General features: G+C 75.0%; 6 protein-coding genes. All 6 read left to right on the top strand.

The window, feature by feature from the left end; all coding sequences use genetic code 11:
* Positions 1-60: 60 nt before the first annotated feature.
* From D581_RS01000000137770 to D581_RS0126400, 6 genes are read left to right on the top strand one after another with little or no spacing between them, the layout of a single operon-like run.
* Complete coding sequence (locus D581_RS01000000137770; RefSeq protein WP_018960193.1) at positions 61-4,017, top strand: non-ribosomal peptide synthetase; 3,957 nt, start codon at positions 61-63, stop codon at positions 4,015-4,017.
* The gene (locus D581_RS1000000141375; RefSeq protein ID WP_018960192.1) at positions 4,014-8,678 is read left to right on the top strand and encodes a non-ribosomal peptide synthetase; all 4,665 of its coding nucleotides are present in this window, start codon (positions 4,014-4,016) and stop codon (positions 8,676-8,678) included. The genes D581_RS01000000137770 and D581_RS1000000141375 overlap by 4 nt, the downstream gene beginning before the upstream one ends.
* A complete protein-coding gene (locus D581_RS01000000137760; protein ID WP_051114643.1) occupies positions 8,675-20,857 on the top strand; it encodes a non-ribosomal peptide synthetase in 12,183 nt (4,060 codons plus the stop codon). Before D581_RS1000000141375 ends, D581_RS01000000137760 begins: the two co-directional genes overlap by 4 nt.
* Complete coding sequence (locus D581_RS0126410) at positions 20,854-24,849, top strand: non-ribosomal peptide synthetase (protein WP_018960190.1); 3,996 nt, start codon at positions 20,854-20,856, stop codon at positions 24,847-24,849. Before D581_RS01000000137760 ends, D581_RS0126410 begins: the two co-directional genes overlap by 4 nt.
* A 40-nt stretch (positions 24,850-24,889) precedes the next feature.
* Positions 24,890-25,108: an MbtH family protein gene (locus D581_RS0126405; protein WP_018960189.1), complete on the top strand. Its 219-nt coding sequence runs from the start codon at positions 24,890-24,892 to the stop codon at positions 25,106-25,108.
* Positions 25,105-26,139 (top strand): methyltransferase, encoded by a 1,035-nt coding sequence (locus D581_RS0126400; protein WP_018960188.1) that lies wholly within the window; start codon positions 25,105-25,107, stop codon positions 26,137-26,139. The genes D581_RS0126405 and D581_RS0126400 overlap by 4 nt, the downstream gene beginning before the upstream one ends.
* Positions 26,140-26,142: the final 3 nt, after the last annotated feature.

Genomic DNA, 26,142 nt, shown 5'->3' with positions numbered 1-26,142 from the left:
AAGAAATGGCTGCCTATGGTGGGCCGCATCGCCCATCCATTCGTCTGACCGAGGTGTCGCATGTCCAAGTCCCTGCCTCTTTCGGCCGCCCAGGCAGGCGTGTGGTTCGCCCAGCAGCTCGATGTGGACAGCCCGGCGTACACCGCCGGCGACTGCGTCGACCTTCACGGGCCGCTGGACACCGCGCTGTTCGGACAGGCCGTGGACCGTGCCGTCGCCTCCGCGCAGGCAGCCCGGACGCGCGTGGTGGTGACCGCGGACGGACCGCGCCAGGAGGTCGCGGTGCGGGCCGGGGAGCCCGTGACCCGCGTGGTCGACCTGCGCGGCGAGGCCGATCCGGCGGCGTCCGCCGAAGCCCTGTTGCGCGCGGAGGTGGCCCGCCCCTTCGACCTCGCGTCCGGCGAACCGCTGCTGCGCTCCACGCTGGTGCGCACCGCCGACGACCGCCATCTGTGGTGCCACCTGTACCACCACATCGCCCTCGACGGGTTCGCCGTATGGCTGATGGCCCGCCAGGTCGCGGCGGAGTACACCGCACTGGTCTCCGGCTCGGCGGAGGCGGAGCGGGAAGAGCTGGCCGTGGAGCCGCTGCTGGCCGAGGACGCGGAGTACCAGGCGTCGGACGCCCGGACCGCCTCCCGGGAGTTCTGGGCCGGGTACTTCTCCGACGGCTTCACCCCGACCGTGCTCGCCGCCCGCCCCGCCGGCGGTGTCCGCGCCTTCCACCGCAGCGGCGTGACCTTGCGGGCCGAGCGCGCCGCGCTGCTGCACGCCGCGGCCTCACGGCTGGGCGCCTCCTGGGCGCAGGTGGTCGCCGCGGCGGCCGGCGCGTACGTCCAGCGGTGCGCGGGCCGGGCCGAGGTGCTGCTCACGCTGCCCGTGCACGGGCGCACCAGCGGCGTCTCACGGCGTACCCCGGGGATGCTCACCAACATGGTCCCGCTGCGGCTGCGGGCCACGCCCGGCACCTCGGTGGGGGACCTCGTCGCGGCCACCGCACGCGAGATGCGGACAGTGCTGCGCCACCACCGGTACCGCGCCGAGGAACTGCGCCGGGACCTCGGGCTGACGAGCACGGACCGCCGCTTCTTCGGCCCGGTCGTCAACATCCAGGAACTCGACGGCGGCCTCACGATGGGGCCCTGCACCGCCGAGACCAGGAACCTGTCCAACGGCCCCGTCGAAGACCTGGCCGTCAACGTGTTCAGCCGGGCCGGGGTCGTCGAGATCGAGGTGGACGGGAACGCCGACGCGTACACCCAGGACGAGATCGCCGGGCACGCCCGCCGTTTCGGGCGCTTCCTGGAGGCCTTCGCGGGCCTCGGTGCCGACCGGCCGGTCGGCGGGATCGGGCTGCTGAGCCCGGAGGAAGAGGAGCGCACCGAGCGGGCCGGGTGTGCCGACGCCCTCGAAGCCCCACCTGTACCGCTGTCCGAGGGGATCGCGCGGCAGGCCGCGGCCACACCGGACGCGGTGGCCGTCGTCGCCGACGACGGGGAGCTGAGCTACGCGGAGCTGACGGAACGGGCGGACCGGCTGGCCGGGGTGCTGCGGGAGCGAGGCGCCCGTCCCGGGCAGACCGTCGCGGTGGCGCTGCCGCGCGGCACGAGCCTGCCGGTGGCACTGCTGGCCGTGCTGCGGACCGGGGCGGCCTACCTACCGGTCGATCCGGCGTTCCCTGCCGAGCGGACGGCGCATGTGCTGGCCGACGCCGACCCCGTGCTGCTGATCACCGTCTCCAGGGTGGCGGGCGCGATTCCCGGTGGCGGACAGCGGCTGCTGCTGGACGGCTCCGGGGCCGTCGCGGGAGCCTCCGCCGCCCCGGCCACCGCGCCGGAGGGGACGCCGTTCGACCCGGCGTCGCCCGCATACCTGCTGTACACCTCGGGCTCCACCGGGAAGCCCAAGGGCGTGACCGTCTCCCGGGCCAACCTGGACAGTCTGCTGGCGGCGATGGCCCTGCACGTGCCCCTCGCACCTGCGGACCGGCTGCTCGCCGTCACCACCGTCGCCTTCGACATCAGCGGTCTGGAGCTGTTCCTGCCGCTGCTCGCCGGGGCCGCCACGGTGATCGCCTCCGAGGACCGGGTCCGTAGGCCCGCCGAGCTGGCACGCGATCTCCGCGGCTCCGGGATCACCGTGATGCAGGCGACGCCCACCCTGTGGCAGGAGGTCCTGGCGGAGGACCCCGGCTGCCTGGCCGGGCTGACCGTCCTGACGGGCGGCGAAGCGCTCCCCGGCCCGCTGGCCGCACGCCTCACCGCGGCTGCCCGCCGCGTGGTGAACGTCTACGGGCCCACCGAGACGACGATCTGGTCCACCGCCCACGAGGTCCCGGCGGGCGAGGAGCGGAACCCGGCGATCGGGAGGCCCCTGGCCGGCACGCGCGCCCAGGTGCTGGACGCCGCGCTGCACCCGGTGCCGGACGGCCTCGCGGGCGAGCTGTACCTCAGCGGCAGTGGGGTGGCATCGGGCTACCACGGTGCCCCCGCCACCACCGCCGCCCGTTTCGTGGCCGACGTCTCCGGCGCCCGCTCCGGGCAGCCGGGCGGCCGGATGTACCGCACGGGGGACCTGGTGCGCAGGCGCCCCGACGGGACGCTGGAGTTCCTGGGGCGCGCGGACGACCAGGTCAAGGTGCGCGGCTTCCGGGTGGAGCCGGGCGAGGTCGAGGCAGCCCTGACCCGGCTGGCCCCGGTGGCCTCGGCCGTCGTCACCGTACGGCGCGGGCCGGCCGGGGACGACCGGCTCGTGGCCTACGCCGTCCCGGCCGGCGAGGAGTCCATCGATCCGGTCGCGGTGCGCCGCGAGCTGGCCTCGGTGCTCCCCGACCACATGGTGCCCACCACTCTGGTCACCCTGACGGAGCTGCCGCTGACGGCGAACGGCAAGGTGGACCGGCGGGCGCTGCCGGAGCCGGAGCCGGAGGCGGTGGTACGCGGGCGGGGTCCGCGTACCCCGCAGGAAGAGATCCTCTGCGAGCTGTACGCCGAACTGATCGGTCTGCCGTCGGTCGGCATCGACGACGGCTTCTTCGACCTGGGGGGCCACTCGCTGCTGGCCAACCAGCTGATCGTGCGGGCCCGCGAGACGCTCGGCATCGAGCTGTCGTTCCGCGCCTTGGTGGACCACCCCACGGTCGCGGAGATCACCCAGCGCACCGGGGTCGACACCTCCGAGTCCGCGTTCGACGTGCTGATCCCGCTGCGCTCGCGCGGCACGGGCGACCCGCTGTTCTGCCTGCACCCGATCGGCGGCCCGAGCTGGATCTACTCCGGGCTGATGAAGCACGTGGACGCGTCCCGGCCGATCTACGGCCTCCAGCCGCGCAACCTGGCCCGCCCCGAGGAGATGCCCCCGACGATCGACGCGATGGCGGCGGACTACCTGGAGCAGATCCGGGCCGTGCAGCCCAAGGGGCCCTACCACTTCCTGGGCTGGTCCTTCGGCGGTGTGGTCGCCCAGGCCATGGCCGTCCTGCTGGAGGAGCAGGGCGAGGAGGTCGCGCTGCTCGCGGTGATGGGCGACTACCCGATCGACACGGCCGACCACCCGATCCCCACCGACCAGGAGTTCTTCGCGGCGGCGGTGGAGTCGACCGGTTACGACATGTCGACGCTCGAAGGCACAACGCTGGAGGCGAAGTTCGTGGCCACCGTGCTGCGCGAACGCAACAGCCCCTTCGCCCTGTTCGGCGAGTACAACCTGCTGGCGCTCATAGACATCTACAAGAACAACCTCAAGCTGCTCATCGAGCACCGGCCCCGCTCGTTCCACGGGCCGGCCCTCTTCTTCCGCCCGACGCTGGGCGCGGACGGCAAACCGCTGGAGCGTACGGCCGAGGAGCTGTGGTTCGCCCACATGAAGGGGCCCGTCGAGGTCCACGAGATCGCCAGCAGGCACGAGCACATGAGCCAGCCGGAACCTCTCGGGGCGGTCGGGAAGGTCGTCGCGGCGGCGCTTCGCCCACCCGGCGGCGGGGCTGCCGGCGGCGCGTCCGAGGGGAGCACCCGGTGACCGGCGGCAACGAACCGGCGGAGCAGGAGCGGCTGCCGCTCTCCTTCGCCCAGCAACGCCTGTGGTTCCTCTCCCGGCTGGACGGGCCCGGCGCGACGTACAACGTCCCGTGGGCCCTGCGGCTGCGCGGGGAGCTGGACGGGGCGGCGCTCGGCGCGGCGCTGGACGACCTGGTGGCCCGGCACGAGAGCCTGCGCACGCTGTTCCCCGACACCGACGGGCTGCCGTACCAGCACGTCCTGCCGGCGGACGCGGCGCGGGTGGAGCTGCACCGGGAGCGGACCACCGAGGAGGAGCTGGTCCGCGCGCTGACCGCCGCCGCCCGCCACCCCTTCGACCTGGCGACGGAGATACCTGTGCGCGCCGCCCTGTTCACGCTGGGCGAGACGGACCACGTGCTGCTGGTGCTGCTGCACCACATCGCCAGTGACGGCTGGTCGCTGGCGCCGCTCGCCCGGGACCTGGGCACCGCCTACACGGCGCGGGCCGCGGGCCGGGCGCCGGACTTCGCGGAACTCCCCGTGCAGTACGCGGACTACGCGCTGTGGCAGCGTGAACTGCTGGCCGACTCGAGCCCCGGGGCCACCGCCGACCGGCAGCTGGACTTCTGGCGACGCACCCTGGACGGGCTGCCCGAACAACTGGACCTGCCGACCGATCGGCCGCGTCCGGCGGCCCAGAGCCACCGCGGCGAGCTGATGTCCCTCCACATCGACGCCGCGCTGCACCGGCGGATCGACGAGACCGCACGCGCGCACCGGGTGACCCCGTTCATGGTGCTGCACGCGGGGCTGGCAGCCCTGCTGTCGCGGCTCGGCGGAGGTACCGACGTCTCCGTGGGCACCGCGGTGGCCGGGCGTACCGAGGAGGGGCTGGAGGACCTGATCGGGTTCTTCGTCAACACCCTGGTGCTGCGCACCGACGTGTCCGGTGCACCGTCCTTCGCGGAGCTGCTGGGCCGGGTGCGGGAGGCGGACCTCGCCGCCTTCGAGCACCAGGACATCCCCTTCGAGCGGCTGATCGACATGGCGGGACCGGAACGTTCGCTGTCCCGGCTGCCGTACGTGCAGGTGATGCTCGCCCTCCAGAACATGCCGGAACAGACCCTGGAGCTGCCGGGGCTGACGGCGTCGGAGCTGCCGATCGGTTCGGGCAGCTCCAAGTTCGACCTGTCGCTGGCACTGTACGAGCGGTTCGACGAGGAGCGGCGGCCCGCCGGGCTCGACGGGCTCGTGGAGTTCAGCACCGACGTTTTCGACGCCCCGACCGTGCGGACGTTCACCGACCGGTGGGCCCGGCTGCTGGACGCGGCGACCGCGGCGCCCGGCCGGCCGGTGGCGGAGCTGGAGATCCTGGCGGCGGACGAGCGCGAGAAGCTGCTGTCCGGCTGGGGCACGGGCGGCGCCCCGGTCCGGGCGGCGGACGCCACACCCGTGGCCCGCTTCCTGGAGCAGGCGGCCCGTACCCCGGACGCCGTCGCGGTCACCGACAGGGGCGCGGACCTGACCTACCGCGCCCTGGCCGACCGGGCGGGGCGGCTGGCCCGGGTGCTGGTGGAGCGCGGGGTGACAGCCGAGGCGCCGGTCGCCCTGCTGATGGAGCGGTCCACGGAACTGGTCGTCGCCACCCTGGCCGTCGCGCTGTCCGGTGGGACCTGTGTGCCGTTGCAGGAGACCGCTCCGGCGGAGCGGCTGCGCGGGATCGTCACGGAGAGCGGGGCGGCGCTGGTGCTGACCGACCACGCCTGCCGCGCGGCGGCCGAGGCGCTGGGTGTGCCGCTGGCCGGGGCCGGGGACGAGCCGGCCGGGCCGTCCGCCGTTCCGGCCGTGCACCCGGACCAGCTCATCTACGTCATGTACACCTCCGGCTCCACGGGGGTGCCCAAGGGCGTCGCCGTCACCCACCGCAACGTGCTGGAGCTGACCGCCGATCACGCCTGGCAGAGCGGTGCCCAGCAGCGGGTGCTGCTGCGCTCACCGCACGCCTTCGACGCGTTCACGTACGAGCTGTGGGTGCCGCTGGTCCAGGGCGGCCGGGTCGTCGTCGCGCCCCCGGGCGAGCTGGACGCTCAGGTGCTCCGGGACCTCCTGGTCGAACAGCGCATCACCTCGGTGTTCCTGACCACCGCTCTGTTCAACGTGCTGGCGGAGGAGTGCCCGGACGCGCTGCGCGGAGTCCGGGAGGTGTGGACGGGCGGCGAGTTCGCCTCCGCCTCGGCCATCGGGCGAGTGCTGGAGACCTGCCCGGAGGCGGAGGTCGTCCATGTCTACGGGCCCACCGAGACCACCACTTTCGCGACCGCCGAACCGCTCCGCGCGCTCGGCGGGCCTCCCGAGGGCGCGGTGCCGATCGGCCGCCCCCTCGATGGCATGCGCGCCTACGTCCTGGACGAGCGGCTGGCGCCGGTCCCGCCCGGGGTGACGGGCGAGCTGTACCTCGCCGGGGAGGGGCTGGCCCGCGGCTATCTGCACCGGCCGGGCCTCTCCGCCGAGCGGTTCGTCCCCGACCCGCACGGGAAACCCGGCGCCCGGATGTACCGCACCGGCGACCTGGTCCACTGGAACGGCGCGGGCTCCCTGGTCTTCCTGGGCCGGGCGGACGGCCAGCTGAAACTGCGCGGCTTCCGGGTGGAGCTGGGCGAGATCGAGGCGGCACTGGTCCGGGATCCCGCCGTCGCCCGCGCCACGGTGGTGCTGCGCGAGGACCGGCCCGGGGTGCGGACGCTCACCGGCTACGCGGTGCCGGCCGCGGTGGGGGCGGAGCTCGATCCGGCGGCACTGCGCCGCAGGCTGGCGGAGACGCTGCCGGAGTACATGGTGCCCGCGGCCGTGCTGGTCCTGCCCGAGCTGCCGCTCAACGCCAACGGGAAGATCGACCGGCGGGCGCTTCCGGCGCCCGAGGAGGTCTCCGCCACCGGGGGCCGGCCGCCTCGCACCCCGCTCGAGGAGCTGCTCTGCTCGCTGTTCGCCGAGGTCCTGGGGCTGGAGCGGGTCGGCGCGGACGTCGGCTTCTTCGACCTGGGCGGCGACAGCATCATGTCGATCCAGCTGGTCAGCCGGGCCCGGCGGGCCGGGCTGGGGATCACCCCCCGCGAGGTCTTCCGGCACCGCACGGTGGAGGGCCTGGCCGCCGTGGCACGGACCGGCGCGGCCGACGCGGTACGGGCCGACGATGTGCCGACGGGGCGGGTGCCGCTGACCCCGGTCGTGGCGTGGCTGCGCGAACAGGGCGGCCCCGTCGACGCGTTCCACCAGTCGATGCTGCTGACGGCACCGGCCGGCGCAGACGCCGGGCGGCTCGTCACCGTGCTGGATTCGCTGTTCACCCAGCACCCGGTGCTGCGCTCCCGGCTCACCGCCACCGGATCCGGCTGGGACTGGCAGGTGGCCGGTGAACCGGCCGTCCCGGCCGCGCGGCTGCTGGAGTACGCCGACGCCCGCGGGCTGGGCCCGAAGGAGCTGGCCGAGCTGGTGGCGGAGCGGACGGCTGCGGCGCCGGCCCGACTGGACCCGTGGTCCGGGCGGCTGGTGGAGGCGGTCTGGTTCGACCGCGGACCGCTGTCCCAGGGGCGGCTGCTGCTGGTCGTCCACCACCTGGTGGTGGACGGGGTGTCGTGGCGCATCCTGCTGGCCGACCTGGCGCAGGCCTGGCAGGACACGTCCGCGGGCCACCCGCCCCGCCCGCAACCGCCCACCACCTCCTTCCGGCACTGGGCCCGGCTGCTGGCCGACGAGGCGGGCAGTCCGGCCCGGGCCGCCGAACTGCCGTACTGGAAGGCCGTCCTGGCGGAGCCTGGCCCGCCGCTGGCCGGGCGCCGCCTGGACCCGGCGCGGGACACCCAGGGCACACTGCGCTCCCTGACCCTGAGCCTCGGCGGCGAGGTGGTCACCCCGCTGCTGACCACGGTTCCCGCCGCGTTCCACGCCGGGGTCAACGACGTCCTGCTCACCGCGTTCGGCCTGGCCGTCGCCGAGTGGCGCCGACGGCACGGCCGGGGCACGGGCAGTGCGACCACCCTCGACCTGGAGGGGCACGGACGCGAGCAGGACATCGTCAAAGGCACCGACCTGTCGCGCACCGTCGGCTGGTTCACCAGCGTCTACCCGGTGCGCCTGGACCCGGGCCCGGTGGACTGGAACGAGGTGACCGCCGCGGGACCGGCGCTCGGCGTCGCCCTGAAGGCGGTCAAGGAGCAGCTGCGCCGGGTGCCCGGCCACGGCATCGGCTACGGCCTGCTGCGGTACGTCGACGCGGCCGGGTCCGCCGCCCTGCGCGGCTTCGGCCGGCCGGAGACCGGTTTCAACTACCTGGGCCGCTTCGGCGCGGACTCCGGCGCCGACTGGTCGCTTTCGGCGGACGGGGACGCGTTCTCCGGTGGCGCCGACGCCGCCATGCCCGCCGCCCACGCGCTGGAGGTGAACTGCCTGACGCGCGACGAACCCGGCGGGCCCCGGCTGCTCGCCACCTGCTCCTGGCCCGGCGACCTGTTCGGCGAGGACGCCGCGCGCGAGCTCGTCGAGCTGTGGTTCGCCGCGCTCGGCGCCCTGGTGCGCCACACCGAAACGGCTGACGCGGGCGGCCGTACGCCGTCCGACCTGGAGCTGGTGACGCTCAGCCAGGAAGAGATCGACCGCCTCGAGGCCGCTTGGAGGACCCCATGACGACGCAATCGCAACGCCCGGCGATCTCGGACATCCTGCCGCTGACCCCTCTCCAGGAAGGGCTGCTGTTCCACGCCCTGTACGACGAGGACGCCCCGGACGCCTACCACGTACAGCTGCTGTTCGACCTGGACGGGCCGCTGGACGCGGACGCCCTGCGCGGGGCGCTGCACGCGGTGGTGGCCCGTCATCCGAACCTCGGCGCGGGGTTCTGGCAGCGCGAGGTGAGCCGCCCCGTGCAGGTGATCCCGGCCTCCGTCGAGGTGCCCTGGCGGGAGGCCGACCTCGCCACGCTGCCCGCCGACGAGCAGGAGCGGGCGATGGCGGAGCTGGCCGGTGAGGACCACGGTCGGCGCTTCGACCCCGCCGTGCCACCGCTGATGCGGGCGACGCTCGCCAGGCGTGGCCCCGACTCCCACACCTTCGTTCTGACGCACCATCACGCCCTGCTGGACGGATGGTCGTTGTCGGTGCTGCTGCACGAGCTGATGGAGCTGTACGCCGCGCGGGGAGCGGCGCTGCCGCCCGCCGTGCCCTACCGCACCTATCTGGCCTGGCTGGCAGGGCGGGACCGGGGCGCGGCGCTGGCCGCTTGGCGGGCCGCGCTGGAGGGAGTGGACGAGCCGACCCGGATCTCGACGGGAGCCCAGGGGCCGGTGCGGGAGCTGCCGCGGAGCGTGGAGTTCCAGCTGTCGGCGGAGGCGACCAGGGCGCTCTCGGAGCAGGCCCGGCGTCATGGACTGACCCTCAACTCTCTGGTCCAGGGGGTCTGGGGCAGTCTGCTCAGCAGGCTCACCGGCCGGGACGACGTGGTGTTCGGCGCCACGGTGTCGGGACGCCCGCCGGAGCTCGCGGGCATCGAGTCGATGGTCGGCCTCTTCATCAACACCGTGCCGGTCCGGCTGCGCGTCGGGCCCGGCGAGAGCCTGGTGGAGCTGTCGGCCCGGCTCCAGGCCGAGCAGTCCACGCTGATGGAGCACCAGCACGTCAGCCTGGCCGAGGTGCAGAGCGCGGTGGGCGTCGGGGACCTCTTCGACTCCCTGCTGGTCTTCGAGAACTACCCGCTGGACCGGGCGAGCCTGCCCGCCGCCGGGGGGCTGCGCATCTCCGGGGCGCGGAGCCGGGACTCCACGCACTACGCGCTCACCCTGGCCGCGATCCCCGGCGACGAACTGGGCTTCCGTCTGGTGTACCGCACGGACCTGGTCGGCCGGGACCTGGCTGCGGACCTCATGGGGTGGCTGCGCGGGCTGCTGGAGGAGGCGGGCCGCGATCCGCGCCGCCCGGCGTCCCGGCTGAACCTGCTGACGCCGCAGGAGTCGGCGCGGCTCGTCGCGGGGTCGGCCGCCCCCGCCCGCTCCGGCCACCCGCCCGTCGGAACCGTGCAGGACGCCTTCGCCCGGCAGGTGGCCGCCACTCCCGGTGCCGTCGCCGTCAGCCAGGAGGGGCAGCACCTCACCTATGCCGAGCTGGACGCCCGCGCGGAGCGGCTGGCCCGCGGGCTGACCGCGCTGGGCGTGGGCCCGGAGACCCCGGTGGCGGTCCTCCAGGAGCGCTCGGCGGAACTGGTGGTGTCGACGCTGGCCGTGCTGAAGGCCGGAGGCGTCTACGTACCGCTGCACACCGGCTTCCCGGTCGAGCGGATGGAGCTGATCTGCAAGGAGAGCGGCGCCGCGGTGCTGCTGACGGACCGGGCGACGCGCGCACGCTTCGCGCCGGCGCACGACGGGGCCGAGCTCCTGGCGGACGGCCCCGCGGAGGAGTGGCCGGAGGGGGCCTGCTCCGCCGCCGCTCCGGGCCACGGGAGCCAGTTGGCGTACATCATGCACACCTCGGGTTCGACCGGGGAGCCGAAGCCGATCGGGATCACCCACGAGGATGTGCTGGCCCTGGCACTCGACGGCTGCTGGCGTGCGGGCCCCGGGGAGAGCGTGCTGCTGCACTCCCCGTACGCCTTCGACATCTCCACCTACGAGCTGTGGACTCCGCTGCTGACCGGCGGCCGGATCGTCGTCGCGCCCCCCGGCGAGCTGGACGTGCACACCTACCGCGGCCTGCTCACCGAGCGCGGTGTCACCTGCTTCATGGTGACGGCCGGCCTGTTCGGGCTGCTGGCCGACGAGGCTCCCGAGGCGTTCGCCGCGCTGCGCGAGGTGTGGACCGGTGGTGACCTGGTCTCCTCCGCGGCCCTGGAGCGGGTCCGGCAGCGCTGCCCGGACACCGCCCTGCGCCACCTCTACGGCCCCACCGAGACCACGCTCGGCGCCACCTGGCACGCGGTCGACCCGGCGGTCCCGGTGCCGTCCCCGCTGCCTGTCGGCCGTCCGCTGGAGGGCGGCCGGGCCCATGTCCTGGGTGCCGGGCTGCTGCCCGTACCGGACGGGGTGACCGGGGAGCTGTACCTCGCGGGGGCGGGGCTGGCCCGCGGCTATCCGGGCCGCCGGGCGCAGACCGCCGAGCGGTTCACCGCCGACCCGTTCGGCCCGCCCGGCTCGCGCATGTACCGCACCGGGGACCTGGCCCGCCGCCGCCCCGACGGCGTCCTGGAGTTCGTCGGCCGTGCCGACCAGCAGGTCAAGATCCGGGGCTTCCGCATCGAACCGGCGGAGGTCGAGCACGCCCTGTCCCGGCTGGCCGGGGTGGCCCGCTCCTGCGTCGTGGTGCACGAGCCGCGCCCCCGCGACAAGCAGCTCGTCGGGTACGCCGTCCCGGCCCCCGGCGCCGCCCTCGACCCGGAGCACCTGCGCACCGCCCTGGCCGAGCGGCTGCCCGGCTACATGGTCCCGGCGGCGGTCCTGGTGCTGGACCGGCTGCCGCTGACCGGCAACGGCAAGGTGGACCGGCGGGCGCTGCCCGCCCCGGAGACGGTCACCGCATCCGCGCGCGCTCCGCGCTCCGGGCCGGAGGAGTGGTTCTGCACCGCCTTCGCGGAGGTGCTGGGCCTGCCGTCGGCCGGCCCGGACGACGACTTCTTCGCGCTGGGCGGGCACTCCCTTCTGGCGACCCGTCTGGTGAGCCGGATGCGGACCGCCCACGGCACCGAGCTGACCATCGCCGATCTGTTCGAGGCCCGCACCCCCGCCGCGCTCGCCGCCCTGACGGAAGAGGAGGGGGCCGCCGACGCCGCCCGCGCGCCCCTGGTCCCCCTGCCGCGCCCGGAGCCGGTGCCGCTTTCCTTCGCCCAGAACCGGCTGTGGTTCCTGCACCAGCTGGAAGGGCCGAGTCCGACGTACAACATCGTGCGCAGCGTCCAGCTGACCGGGTCCGTCGACGAGGAGGCCCTGCGGGCCGCTCTGGCCGACGTGGTGGCCCGGCACGAGGCGCTGCGGACGGTGTTCCCGCAGCGGGCGGGCGTGCCCGAGCAACGCGTTCTCGCCCCGGCCGAGGGCGCGCCGCCGCTGGACGTCGTGGCGCTGTCCGCCGACGACTTGGAGGAGGCCGTCGCGCGGACCGCGCGCCACGCCTTCGATCTGGCTTCGGACACCCCGCTGCGCGCCACGCTGTTCCGGCTCGGCGCACGGGAGCACGTGCTGATGCTGCTGCTGCACCACATCGCCGGTGACGGCTGGTCCATGGGCCCGCTCAACCGCGACCTGGCCACCGCCTACACCGCGCGCACCGCGGGTCGCGCGCCCGCCTGGGAGGCGCTGCCCGTCCAGTACGCCGACTACACGCTGTGGCAGCGCACGCTGCTGGGCTCCGAGGACGATCCGGAGTCCGTCGCGGCCCGGCAGATCGACTTCTGGCGGACCGCGCTGTCAGGGATGCCGGAGCAGATCGCGCTGCCCGCCGACCGCAGCCGCCCGGCCGAGGCGTCCTTCGCCGGCGACGAGGCGCCGGTCCGCATCCCCGCCGCGCTGCACGGCGGACTCGCGGCGCTGGCCCAGGAGAAGCGGGCCAGTCTCTTCATGGTGCTCCAGGCCGGGCTCGCGGCCCTGCTGACCCGGCTCGGCTCGGGCACCGACCTGCCGATCGGCAGCCCGATCGCGGGCCGCACCGACGAAGCCCTGGACGACCTCGTCGGCTTCTTCGTCAACACGCTGGTGCTGCGCACCGACACCTCGGGCGACCCCGCCTTCGGCGATCTGCTGGACCGGGTCCGGGAAGCCGACCTGGCGGCCTACGCCCACCAGGACATCCCCTTCGAACGGCTCGTGGAGGTCGTCAACCCGGAGCGCTCGCTGTCGCGGCAGCCGCTGTTCCAGGTCCTGCTGGCGCTCCAGAACGTGCCGTTGGAGGAGCTGCGGCTGCCGGGCGTCGAGGTGGCGCTGGACGCGCCCGGCGCCAAGGTCGCCAAGTTCGACCTGGCGCTGAGCCTGATGGAGCACCGCGACGCCGAGGGGAGGCCCGCCGGGATCGACGGGGTGGTCGAGTACAGCACCGCCCTGTTCGACCGGGCGACGGTCGACACCTTGGTGGAGCGGCTGGTGCGGTTGCTCACCGCGGTGGCCGCCGATCCGGAGCTGACGATCGGCTCCGTCGACCTCCTGTCCGCCACCGAGCGGACCGCGCTGCTGACCGGTGGCCGGGCCGTGGGCCCGGCCGCGGCCCCGGCGCGCACCGCCGACGAGCTGTTCGAGGAGCAGGTCGCCCGGACACCGGAGGCGGTGGCCCTCATCCACGAGGACCGGACCCTGACCTACCGGCAGCTGGACACCGCCGCGAACCGGCTGTCGCACTGGCTGGCCGGGCGGGGGGTGGGACCGGAGTCGCTGGTGGCGCTGCGGATGCCGCGCTCGGTGGACCTGGTCGTCGGCATCATCGGAGCCTGGAAGGCAGGCGCCGCCTATCTGCCGGTGGACCCCGGCTACCCGCGGGACCGCATCGCGTACATGATCGAGGACGCCCGCCCGGCCGTCGTCCTGGACGAGCTGCCGCCGGACCTGGACGGCTTCCCGGACACCCCGGCCGGTGTCCCGGCCGTGCCGGACCGGACCGCGTACGCCATCTACACCTCCGGCTCCACCGGCCGCCCCAAGGGCGTGCTGGTCACCCACCGGGGCGTGCACAGCCTGCTCACCACCCAGCGGGAGCGGCTGGGCGCCGGCCCCGGCAGCCGGGTCCTCCAGTTCGCGTCCCCCAGCTTCGACGCGGCGTTCTGGGAGGTGTGCATGGGGCTGCTGTCCGGTGCCACCCTGGTGCTCGCCTCCGCCGAACGGCTGCTGCCGGGCCCCCCGTTGGCGGCGCTCCTCACGGAGCGGGCTATCACCCATGTGACCCTGCCGCCCTCGGCGCTGGCCGTGCTGGAGCCCGGTTCGCTGCCCGCGGGCAGCACGCTCGTGGTGGCCGGTGAGGCGTGCCCGCCGGATCTGGCCGCCACCTGGTCCGCGGACCACCTCATGGTGAACGCCTACGGCCCGACCGAGGCCACGGTCTGCGCCACCGCGACCGGGCCGCTCTCCGGAGCCGTGGTCCCGCCGATGGGCACCCCGGTCGCCGGTGCGGGCGTCCGGGTCCTCGACCACCGGCTCGCTCCCGTCCCGCCCGGAGTGGCGGGCGAGCTGTACCTCACCGGGTCCGGACTCGCGCGCGGCTACCTGGGCCGCCCGGGGCAGACCGCCGACCGCTTCGTGGCCGACCCCTACGGCCCGCCCGGCACCCGCATGTACCGCACCGGTGACCTCGCGGCCTGGCGAGCGGACGGCGCCCTGGAGTTCCTGGGCCGCGTCGACCACCAGATGAAGGTGAACGGCTTCCGCGTCGAGCCCGGCGAGATCGAGGCCGCGCTGACCGAGCTGCCGGAAGTGGACCGGGCCGTCGTGGTACCGCGCGCCGAGCGGGTGGTGGCCTATGTGGTGCGTGCGGACGAGGAGACGGGTGCCGACAGCGCGCGCCGCCAACTGGACGACTGGCGCACGGCGTTCGAGACCCAGTACTCCGGGGCCGCCGACGCCGGCGACTTCGCCGGGTGGAACAGCAGCTACGACGACGCGCCCATCGCACTGGACGACATGCGTGAGTGGCAGCGGGCCACCGCCGACCGCGTTCGCGCCCTGCGCCCCCGCCATGTGCTGGAGATCGGCGTCGGCAGCGGGCTGATCCTGTCCGAGGTGGCGCCCGGCTGCGCGGGCTACTGGGGCACCGATCTGTCGCCCACCGCCGTCGCGGCGCTGCGCGAGCGGCTGGCCGCCGATCCGGAGACCGCCGCGAAAGTGACCCTGCGCGCCCAGGCCGCCGACGTCACCGACGGCCTGCCCTCCGGGCTGTTCGACACCGTCGTCGTCAACTCGGTCGCCCAGTACTTCCCCGACGCCGGGTATCTCCGCACCGTGCTGACCCGGGCCGCCGGCCTGCTCGCCCCGGGGGGCAAGCTGTTCCTGGGCGACGTCCGCAACCTGCGGACCCTGCGCACCCTGCGGACCGCCGTGGCGCTGACGCGGTTCACCGACGCCGGGGACGCCGCCCGGGTCCGCCGGTTCGCCGACCAGAGCGTGCTGGCGGAGAAGGAACTCCTCGTCGACCCGGACTTCTTCGCCGGGCTCTGCGGCGACGGGCAGCCGTTCGGCCATGTCGACCTCCAGATCAAGCGGGCCACCCGCCACAACGAGCTGAGCCGCCACCGCTACGACGTCGTCCTGCACACCGCTCCCCCGCCGGCGCCGGCCACGACCGCCCCCGAGCAGCGGCTCGGCTGGGGCGACGGCCTCGACGGACTCGACGGACTCCCGGCGCTCGAACGCTTGCTGGAGAACGACCGTCCGCCACGGCTCCGCGTCACCGGCATCCCCAACGCCCGCCTGCTGGGCGAGAACGCCGCCCGCGGGCTGCTGGAGGCGGACAGCGCACCGGCCGAGGCCCACGCCCTGCTGCACACGTACGCCGGCTCCCCGGCCGCACCCGACCCGGAGCAGCTGTGGGAGCTGGGTGCCCGGTACGGCTACGCCACCGCGCTCACCTGGTCGGGCACGGGCTCCGACGGCGGCCTGGACCTGGTCCTGGACACCGAGGGCCCCGCGTACGGCCGTTACGAGCCGGGCCGCGTCGGCGAGCCGCTCGTCAACTCGCCCGCCCGGTCCCGCGACACCGGATCGCTGACGGAGACCCTGCGCACCCGGCTGCGGACCAGGCTGCCCGCCCACCTGGTGCCCACGGCCTTCGTCGTGCTGGACACCCTGCCCCTCACGGCCAACGGCAAGATCGACCGCGCGGCGCTGCCGGAGCCCGACCTCGCGGCCCTGCTGACCCACCGCGCCCCGCGCACCCCGCGCGAGGAGATCCTCTGCGAGCTGTTCGCGGAGGTCCTCGGGCTGCCCTCGGTCGGCATCGACGACGGGTTCTTCCACCTCGGCGGGCACTCCCTGCTCGCGGTACGGCTCCTGAGCCGGGTGCGCACCGCCCTGGACGTCGAACTCCAGGTGCGCGACCTGTTCGAGGCGCCGACCGTGGCCGCCCTGGCCCGGCTGGCGGACCGGTCGCGCAGCGGCCGGGCACCGCTGGTCCCGATGGACCGGCCCGCGACCCTGCCGCTCTCCTTCGCCCAGCAGCGGCTGTGGTTCCTGGCGGAGCTGACCGGCTCCAGCGCGGAGTACAACTTCCCGCTGGCGCTGCGACTGCGCGGACCGGTGCGGCCCGAGGCGCTGCGCGCGGCCATCGGCGATCTGGCGGACCGCCACGAAACGCTGCGCACGGTCTTTCCACGGCAGGCCGACGGAACGCCCGCACAGCGGATCCTCCTGGACGTCCGGCCGTCGTTCACGACCGTCGACACCACCGAAGCGGAGCTTCCCGGGCTGCTGGCGGATCTGGTCCGCCACCCGTTCGACCTGGCCGTCGAGCCGCCTCTGCGCGCGGTGCTCCACACGGTGGCCCGGGACGAGCACGTCCTGGTCCTGCTGCTGCACCACATCGCGGGGGACGGCTGGTCCCTGGCCCCGCTCGCCCGGGACCTGGCACACGCCTACGCCGCCCGGCAGGACGGCCGCGCTCCGGCGTGGCGGCCGCTCCCGGTCCAGTACACCGACTACGCCCTGTGGCAACGGGAGTTCCTGGGCGACGCCGAGGACCCGGGGAGCCCGGCGGGCGAGCAGCTCGCCTTCTGGCGGCGCACCCTCGCTGAGCTGCCCGAGGAGATCCCCCTGCCGGTGGACCGGGCCCGTCCGGCGGTGGCCGGGGGCAGCGGCGCACGGGCTCCGCTGCACATCGACGCCGAGCTGCATCGCGGTCTGTCCGCCCTGGCCCGGCAGCACGGGGCAACGCTGTTCATGGTGATGCACGCCGCGCTGGCGGCCACCCTGACCCGGCTCGGCGCCGGCACCGACATCCCGCTGGGCACCCCGGTCGCGGGCCGCAACGACGAGGGGCTGGACGATCTCGTCGGCTTCTTCGTCAACACGCTGGCGCTGCGCACCGACACCTCCGGCGACCCGTCGTTCGCCCGGCTCCTGGCCCGGGTCCGGGAAGCCGACCTGGCCGCCTACGCCCACCAGGACGTGCCCTTCGAGCGGGTGGTGGACGCGGTCAACCCCGGCCGCTCGCTGGCCCGGCAGCCGCTGTTCCAGGTGATGCTGGCACTCCAGAACACCCCCGGCGCGGCCTTGGAGCTGCCCGGTCTGGAGATCGACGCCGAGCCGGTTCCGGTGGAGGTGGCGCGGTTCGACCTGACCATCCATCTGCACGAGACCCGGGGCCCGGACGGCGAGGCGCGTGGCATCGAGGGCAGCGTCGAGTACAGCACCGAGCTGTTCGACCCGGCCACCGCCCACCGGGTCGCGGCCACCTTGGTCCGGCTGCTGGCGGCGGCCGTGGCCCGTCCGGACCAGCCCATCGGGGCCCTGGAGGTGCTGGACGGCACCGACCGGGCGCTCGTCCTGGACCAGTGGGGCGGTGCGGCCCGCCCGGCTGCCGCACCCGACGCCGCCACCCTCGCCTCCCGGTTCGACGAGCAGGCGGCCCGCACCCCGGACGCCGAGGCCGTGTCCCTGGGCACGGACCGGATCAGCTACCGCGAGCTGGCCACCCGCTCCGACCGGCTGGCACGGGCCCTGATCGCCCACGGTGCCGGGCCCGAGCGGATCGTCGCCCTCGCGCTGCCCCCGTCGACCGCCCTGGTCGTCGCGATCCTCGCCATCCTCAAGTCCGGCAGCGCCTACCTCCCGCTGTCCCCGACGGCCCCCGCGGAGCGGCTGGCCTCCGCCCTGGCGGACAGCGCCCCCGTGCTGGTCCTCACCGACGCGGCGACCCGGCCGGTGCTGCCGCCCGGGGCGGACGTCCGCCTGGTGGAGGAGCTGACGGACCCGGCGGCGTGGCCGGACGCCCCTGTCACCGACGCCGACCGCCGTTCGCCACTGCGCCCGGACCACGCGGCGTACGTGATCTACACCTCGGGATCCACCGGCCGCCCCAAGGGCGTGGTGGTCACCCACGCCAACGCCGTGCGCCTGTTCACCGCCGCCCGCCGGGAGATGGACTTCGGCCCCTCCGACGTGTGGACGCTCTTCCACTCCTGCTCCTTCGACTTCTCCGTCTGGGAGCTGTGGGGAGCCCTGCTGCACGGCGGCCGGCTCGTCGTCGTCCCCGGGGAGGTCACCCGCTCGCCCGAGGACTTCCTGCGGCTGCTGGCCGACGAGCGGGTCACCGTGCTCAGCCAGACCCCCTCGGCGTTCCACCTGCTCTCGGGGGCGGACCGGGAGGACCCGGCCACCGGCCGCCGCCTCGCGCTGCGGTACATCGTCTTCGGCGGGGAGGCCCTGGATCCACGCGGTCTACGAGACTGGTACGCCCGGCACCCCGACGACGCGCCGGTCCTGATCAACATGTACGGGATCACCGAGACCACCGTGCACGTCACCGCCCTGCGGATGGGCCGGGAGGACCCGCCCGCCGCGGTCGGCAGCCCGGTCGGGCATCCGCTGGCCGACCTCGGACTGTACGTCCTGGACGAGCGGCTGCGACCCGCCGCACCCGGGGTGGCCGGGGAGATCTACGTCTCCGGTGCGGGCCTCGCCCGCGGCTACCTGCACCGGTCCGCGCTCACCGCCGAGCGCTTCACCGCCGACCCCCATGGCGCCCCGGGCACCCGCATGTACCGCTCCGGGGACCTGGGCCGCTGGCGCGGCGACGGCACGCTGGAGCACCTGGGCCGCGCCGACCAGCAGGTCAAGATCCGGGGCTTCCGGATCGAGCTGGGGGAGATCGAGGCCGCCCTCGGCCGCGACCCGGAGCTGGACCGCGCTGCGGTCCTGGTCCGCGAGGGGAAGCTCGTGGCGTACGTCGTACCGCGCCACCGCGCCGAGCCCGCCCCCGCCGCGGTGCGGGCCCGGCTCGCGGAACAGCTGCCGGACTACATGCTCCCCGCCGCCGTGGTCGTCCTGGAGAACCTGCCGCTGAACGCGAACGGCAAGCTGGACCGGCGTGCCCTCCCCGCCCCGGTCGCGGAGGCGGCCGGGGCGGGGACAGCCCCCCGTACCCCCGCCGAGGAGATCCTGGCCCAGGTGTTCGCGGACGTCCTCGGTGCGGCGGCGGCCGGGACCGAGGCGAACTTCTTCGAGCTGGGCGGGGACAGCATCAGCTCCATCCAGCTGGTGGGCGCGGCCCGCCGCGCGGGGCTCGCCCTGCGCGTGCGCGATGTCTTCGAACACCCGACGATCGCCCGGCTGGCCCGGGTCGCGGACGCCTCCGCAACCGGGGCCCGCGCCCTCCCCGCCGTCCCGGCCGCGGGGCCGCTCCCGGCGACGCCCGTGGTGCGCTGGCTGGCCGAACGCGGCGGCCCGGTCGACCGGTTCAGCCAGTACGCCGTCGTGCACACCCCGCCCGGCCTGGACCTGGCGCGGCTCACCACGATGCTCGGCTCCCTGCTGGACCAGCACGACGCGCTGCGCACCCGGCTGCGCACCGAGGACGGCGCCTGGCAGCTGGACATCGCGGAGCCCGGCAGCGTGGCCCCGGAGGACCTGGTGCGGCAGGTGGCGGTCCCGGAGGGGGCCGCGGCTGCCGTGATCCGCGAGCACGTCGAGGCGGCCGTCGGACGTCTGGCGCCCCGGGAGCGCGTGATGGCGCAGGCCGTGTGGTTCGACGCGGGGCCGGAGCGGCCGGGCAGGCTCGCCCTGGTCCTCCACCATCTGGTCGTCGACGCCGTGTCCTGGCGCATCCTGCTGCCCGACCTGGAGGCCGCCTGGGCGGACCTGGCAGCCGGCCGCGCCCCGCGGCCCCTGCCCGTCGGCACCCCGGTGCGACAGTGGGCGCAGCTGCTGGAGCGGCGCGCCGAGGACCCCTCGCTGCTGGCGGAACTGCCGTACTGGCGGGCCCAGGTGTCGGGCGGCGACCCGCTGCTGACCCGGCGCGCGCTCGACCCCGGGCGCGACACCTCCGCCACCACCCTGCGGTGGGCGGCCCAGCTGCCCGCCGAGGTGACCGGACCGCTGCTCGCCACCGTCCCGGACGCCTTCCGCGCGCGCGTCAACGATGTCCTTCTCACCGCGCTGGCCGTCGCCCTCACCGGCTGGCGAGCCGGGCCCGCCGGCCGGCCGGCCGGCGGTGTCCTGGTGGACCTGGAGGGGCACGGCCGCGAGGAGGGTGACACCGGCGCCGACCTGTCACGGACGGTGGGCTGGTTCACCAGCATCTACCCCGTCCGGCTGGACGTGGGCGACCTCGACCCGGCCGACGTCGCGACCGGCGGGTTCACCCTCGGCCGGGCGCTGGACCGGGTCAAGGAGCAGCTGCGTGCCGTCCCGGACAGCGGGATCGGCTACGGCGTGCTGCGGTACCTGGCCCCCGGGCCGGGCGCGGAACTGGCCCGGTTCCCCGCCGCCCAGGTGGGGTTCAACTACCTCGGCCGGTTCACCGCGGCCGCCACCGACGCCGGCGCGCCCGCTCCCTGGCAGCTCACCGACGACGCCGACGCGCTCGGCGGCGGCGCCGACCCGGAGCAGCCCGCCGCGCACGCCCTGGAGATCACCGCTCTGGTGCAGGACGGGCCCCGGGGCCCGGTCCTGAACGTCGGGATGGCCTGGCCCGGCGCGCTGCTCTCCGAGGCGGACGTCCAGGACCTGTCCCGGCGCTGGTTCACGGCCCTGGAAGGGCTGCTGGCCCGTGCCCGCCGGGGCGGAGCCGTCGCCACCCCCGCCGACCTGCCCCTGGTCTCGCTGAGCCAGGACGACATCGACCTGTTCGAGGACGAGTTCGACCTGTCCGAGGACGGGCCCGATGCCGGACCCCACGACGAGGAGCCCAGCCCATGAGCCAGTCCCGGGTCGAGGATGTCCTGCCCCTGTCCCCCCTCCAGGAGGGCCTGCTCTTCCACGCCCTCTACGCCGAGGAGGACGGCGGCTCCGACGACACCCCCACCGACGTCTACAACGTCCAGCTCACCCTCAGCCTGGACGGCCCCGCCGACCCCGTCGCCCTCCGCGCGGCCATGACCGCCCTGCTGCGCCGCCACTCCCAGCTGCGCGGGGCGTTCCGGCTCAGCGGGTCCGGGCGGCCGGTGCTGGTCGTGCCGCGCGCCGTCACCGTCCCCTGGACGGAGACGGACCTGACCGGGACGCCGCCGGACGAGCGGGAGCAGCGGGTGCGCGCCCTCGCGGACGCGGACCGGGTACGCCGCTTCGATCCGGCACGCGCTCCGCTGCTGCGCTGCCGCTTCGTCCGGATGGCAAAGGACAGGGCCCGCTTCGTCCTCACGTACCACCACATGCTCCTCGACGGCTGGTCGGTGTCGCTGCTGGTACGTGAACTCCTCGCGCTGTACGCGGCGGGCGGGGCGGACACGGGGCTGCCCGCCCCCGTCCCGTACCGCGGCTATCTCCAGTGGCTCGCCGGCACCGACCGGGAGACCGCTCGCAAGGCGTGGCGCCAGGCCCTGGACGGCCTGGACTCCGCGACTCTGATCGCCCCCGCCGGCCTTCCGGAGCAGCGGGCGCTGCCCGGCACCGTGAGCACCGGGCTGTCCGAGGAGGAGACGACCGCCCTGACCGCCCTGTGCCGTTCGCGCGGGCTCACCCTCAACACTCTGGTGCAGGCCGCCTGGGGAGTGCTGCTCGGCCACCTCACCGGCCAGGACGACGTGGTCTTCGGCGCCATCACCTCCGGCAGGCCGCCGGAGGTGGCCGGAGTGGACGGCATGATCGGGCTGTTCATCAACGCCGTGCCGGTACGGGTGCGGCTACGGCCGGCCGAATCCATCGCCGGGCTGCTGGAGCGGCTCCAGTCCGAGCAGGCGTCCCTCACCGGCCACCAGCACCTGCCGCTGAGCGAGGTCGTCGGCACCACCGGTCTGCGCACCCTCTTCGACACCCTCATGGTGTTCGAGAGCTACCCACTGGACGCCTCGGCGCTACGCGCCGAGAGCGACCGGGCCGCCGTCCAGGGCATCGACGTCAAGGACGCGACCCACTACCCGCTGACCCTGGTGGTGCTGCCCGGCCGCAGCCTGGTGCTCAACCTCAGTCACCGCACCGACCTGTTCACCGCCGACGCGGCCCGCTCGGTGCTGCGACGGCTCACCGCGCTGCTGACCGCGCTCCCGGCGGCGGCCGACGCCCCGCTGGCCGCCGTCCATCCCGGCGGGGCCGCGCAGCTCGCCCGGGAGCTGTCCAGCGGCACGGGCCCCCGGCGCGCCCTGCCCGCCGAGACGCTGCCGGAGATCCTGGAGCGGCAGGCGGCCCGCACCCCCGACGCGGTCGCCGTCCGATTCGAGGGCCGCACCCTGACCTACGCCACCCTGCACGAGCGCGCCGACCGGCTCGCCCGGGCGCTGGCGGCGGCGGGTGCCGGACCCGAACGGATCGTCGCCCTCGCCGTGCCCCGCTCCGTCGAGCTGGTCGTCGCCCTGCTCGCGGTCCTGAAGACCGGTGCCGCGTTTCTGCCGGTGGACCCCGACGGCGCTCCCGGCCGCCTGAGCCTGCTGCTGGCGGAGGCCCGCCCGGTCGCCGTCGTCACCCCGTCCGGCGGCCCGGCCGCCGCCCTGCCCCCGGGCCTCGCCCACATCCCGGCCGACGCGAGCGGAGGCCCGTCGGACGGCCCCGCCCCCTGGCGCGCCGCGGGGCTGCACCCCGACCACCCCGCCTACCTCCTCTACACCTCCGGATCGACCGGCCGTCCGAAGGGCGTCCTCGTGCCGCACCGGGGCATCGTCAACCGGCTCCGCTGGATGCAGTACGCCTACGGCCTCACCGCGGACGACCGGGTCCTCCAGAAGACCCCGGCGGGGTTCGACGTATCGGTGTGGGAGTTCCTGTGGCCGCTCGCCGAGGGGGCGCAACTCGTGCTGGCCGCCCCGGACGGACACCGCGACCCGCACTACCTCGCCGAGCTCATCGAACGCGCCGGCGTGACCACCGCCCACTTCGTGCCGTCCATGCTCGACGCCTTCCTCGACGCCCTGGAGACCCCGGGCCCCGACGGGGAACCCCCCGCCCGCGCCGCCGCCTGCGCCGCCGTGCTGCTCCGGATCGTCGCCAGCGGCGAGGAACTGCCCCGCGATCTGGTCAACCGCACCAGCCGCACGCTCGGCGTCCCCCTGCACAACCTCTACGGCCCCACCGAGGCGTCCATCGACGTGACGGCCTGGCCCTGCCCGCCCGGCATCGGCACCGGGCCCGTGCCGATCGGGCGGCCGGTGTGGAACACCCGGGCGCTCGTCCTGGACTCGGCTCTGCGCCCTGCCGCCACCGGCGCGACCGGAGAGCTGTACCTCGGCGGGGTCCAGCTGGCCCGCGGCTATCTGCACCGCCCCGGCCAGACCGCGGAGCGCTTCGTGGCCGACCCCTACGGCGAGCCCGGCGACCGGCTCTACCGCACAGGCGACCTCGCTCGCCGCAGGCCGGACGGGGCCCTTGAGTTCGTGGGCCGCGTGGACGACCAGGTGAAGCTGCGCGGCCGGCGCGTCGAGCCCGGGGAGACCGCCGCCGTCCTCGCGGCCCACCCCTCCGTCGCCCGCGCCGCCGTCGTCGTCCGCGACGAGGGGCCCGGGGGCCCCAGGCTGGTCGCCTACACCGTCACCGCGGACGGCGGCCCCCCCGATCAGGAGGCCCTGGCCGCGCACTGCGCCGCCCACCTGCCCGAGCCGCAGCGTCCGTCCGCCGTCGTCGGCCTCGTCGCCCTTCCGCTGACCCCCAACGGAAAGCTGGACCGGGCCGCGCTGCCCGCGCCCGCCCGCCCCGCCTCCGGGCCCGGACGTGCCGCTCGCTCCCCCCACGAGGAAGTGCTGTGCGCCCTGTTCGCGGAAGTGCTGGGCGTGGCGCGGACGGGCATCGACGACGACTTCTTCGAACACGGCGGGCACTCCCTGCTCGCCACCCGCCTGACCGGCCGCATCCGGGAGGTGCTGGGCACCGACACCAGCGTCCAGGCACTGTTCCGCGCCCCGACCCCGGCCCTGCTGGCCGAACACCTCGGCGCCGCCCGCAGCGCCGACGACGGACTCGGCCCGCTCCTGCCGCTGCGCGCCACCGGGAAGCGCCCGCCGCTGTTCTGCGTCCACCCGGCCGCCGGGCTCGGCTGGCCCTACGCTGGCCTCCTCGCCCACCTCGGCCGCGAGTACCCGGTCCACGCGCTCCAGGCACGCGGTCTCACCTCCGGTGAACCGCTGCCCGGCACCGCCCGGGAGATGGCCGAGGAGTACGTGGAACGCGTCCGGTCCGTCCAGCCGCACGGCCCCTACCACCTGCTCGGCTGGTCCTTCGGCGGGCTGATCGCCCACACCATGGCCGGCCTGCTGGAGGAGCGGGGCGAGGAGGTCGCCCTGCTCGCCGTCATGGACGCCTACCCGCGCTTCGAGGGCGCCGAGGGCCACGCCCCGGGCCTCGCCGACGTCCTCACCGGGCTCCTCGCCCACGCCGGACTGCGCCCCGAGGACCTGGGCGAGGGGCCGCCGGACCTGGACCGGACCCTGTCCGCCCTGCGCGACGCCGAGTCGGCGCTCGGCCGGCTCGACCGCGAACGGCTGACCGCGATCGTCCGCGTCTTCCAGAACAACACCCGTATCCAGCACGCCCTGACCCCCCGCACGTTCGGCGGCGACCTCCTGTTCTTCACCGCTACCGAGGGCCGCGGCCCCGGCTGGCCCACCGTCCACGACTGGCGTCCGTACACCGGCGGCCGGATTACCGCCGTCGACGTCGCCTGCGACCACGGGGCGATGTCCCGGCCCGAACCGCTCGCGGTCATCGGCCGGGCGATCGCGGACCGGCTCCGCGAGACCGCGGCCCGCCGAACCGCCCGTACCCGCTGACCCCCCGCACCCCGTCCGAGAAACACGAGAGGAACCCGTCATGACCAACCCCTTCGAGGATGCCGACGGCCGCTTCCTGGTGCTCGTCAACGATGAGAACCAGCACTCCCTGTGGCCCTCCTTCATCGATGTCCCCGCAGGCTGGCGGACCGTCCACGGCGAGGACACGCGTGAAGCCTGCCTCAACCACATCGAGGCCAACTGGACGGACATGCGCCCCGCCGGCCTGATCGCCGCCATGGAGAACGCCGACTCATGACGCACGACTCCACCTCCCCCCGGAGCCTCCCCGCGATGCTCCTCGACGACTATCTGAGTCTGGCCGACGACAGCTGCGTCGCCGTCCTCCCCCATGTCCTGCGCATCACCGCCGAACTGGGCATCGCGGACCTCCTGGGGGACGACGTCCGCACCGCCGCCGACCTCTCGAAGGAAGCGGGCACCGACCCCGACGCCCTGCACCGGCTGCTGCGCGCCCTCGCCACGGTCGGCGTCGTCGCCCGTGAGCCCGGACAGCGCTTCCGGCTCACCGTGACCGGCGCCCGGCTGCGCGCCGACGCCCCCGGCAGCGTGCGCGCCTCGCTGCTCAACACCGACTCCCAGCGAGCCTGGCTGCGCGGCGCCGACACACTCCGTACCGGCCTGTCGGTCTTCGACAGCGCCCTCGGCGGCGCGTTCTTCGACCACAAGAACGACGACGCGGAGGCCAACACCGCCTTCCTGCGCCGCATGGAGGAACGCGCCGGACGCCTCTACCCGAACCTCGCCGCCGTTCCCGACTGGTCGGACTCCTCGGTGGTCATGGACATCGGCGGCGGCAACGGCTACGTCCTCGACCGGGTGCTGCGCGCCGCCCCCCATCTGACCGGCATCCTCTTCGAACGGCCCGCCACCGTCGCGGCGGTCGGCGGCTCCCCGCGGCTTCGGGCCCTGGGCGAACGCTGCCGGGTCGCCGAGGGCGACTTCTTCGACCGGATTCCGGCGGACGCGGACACCCACCTCATGTGCAGCGTCCTGCACGACTGGACCGACGAACAGACGGTGCGCATCCTGCGCAACAGCCGCGCGGCCCTGCGTCCCGGCGGCCGTCTTCTCATCGTCGAGATGCTCGTCCCAAAGGACGACCGCTGGCACCCCGGCGCCTGGAGCGACATCGGCATGATGGTGCTCACCGGGGGCCGCGAGCGCACGGCGGAGGAGTTCACCGCCCTGCTGCGACAGGCCGGCTTCTCCGAGGCGTCGGCCACCGCCGTACCAGACTCCCCCTTCTCCGTGCTGGAAGCGAAGTAATCA

The sequence above is a fragment of the Streptomyces sp. CNB091 genome (assembly GCF_000377965.1).
The sequence above is the reverse complement of the archived record's forward strand: the minus strand, read 5'-3'. Positions and strand labels throughout refer to the sequence as shown.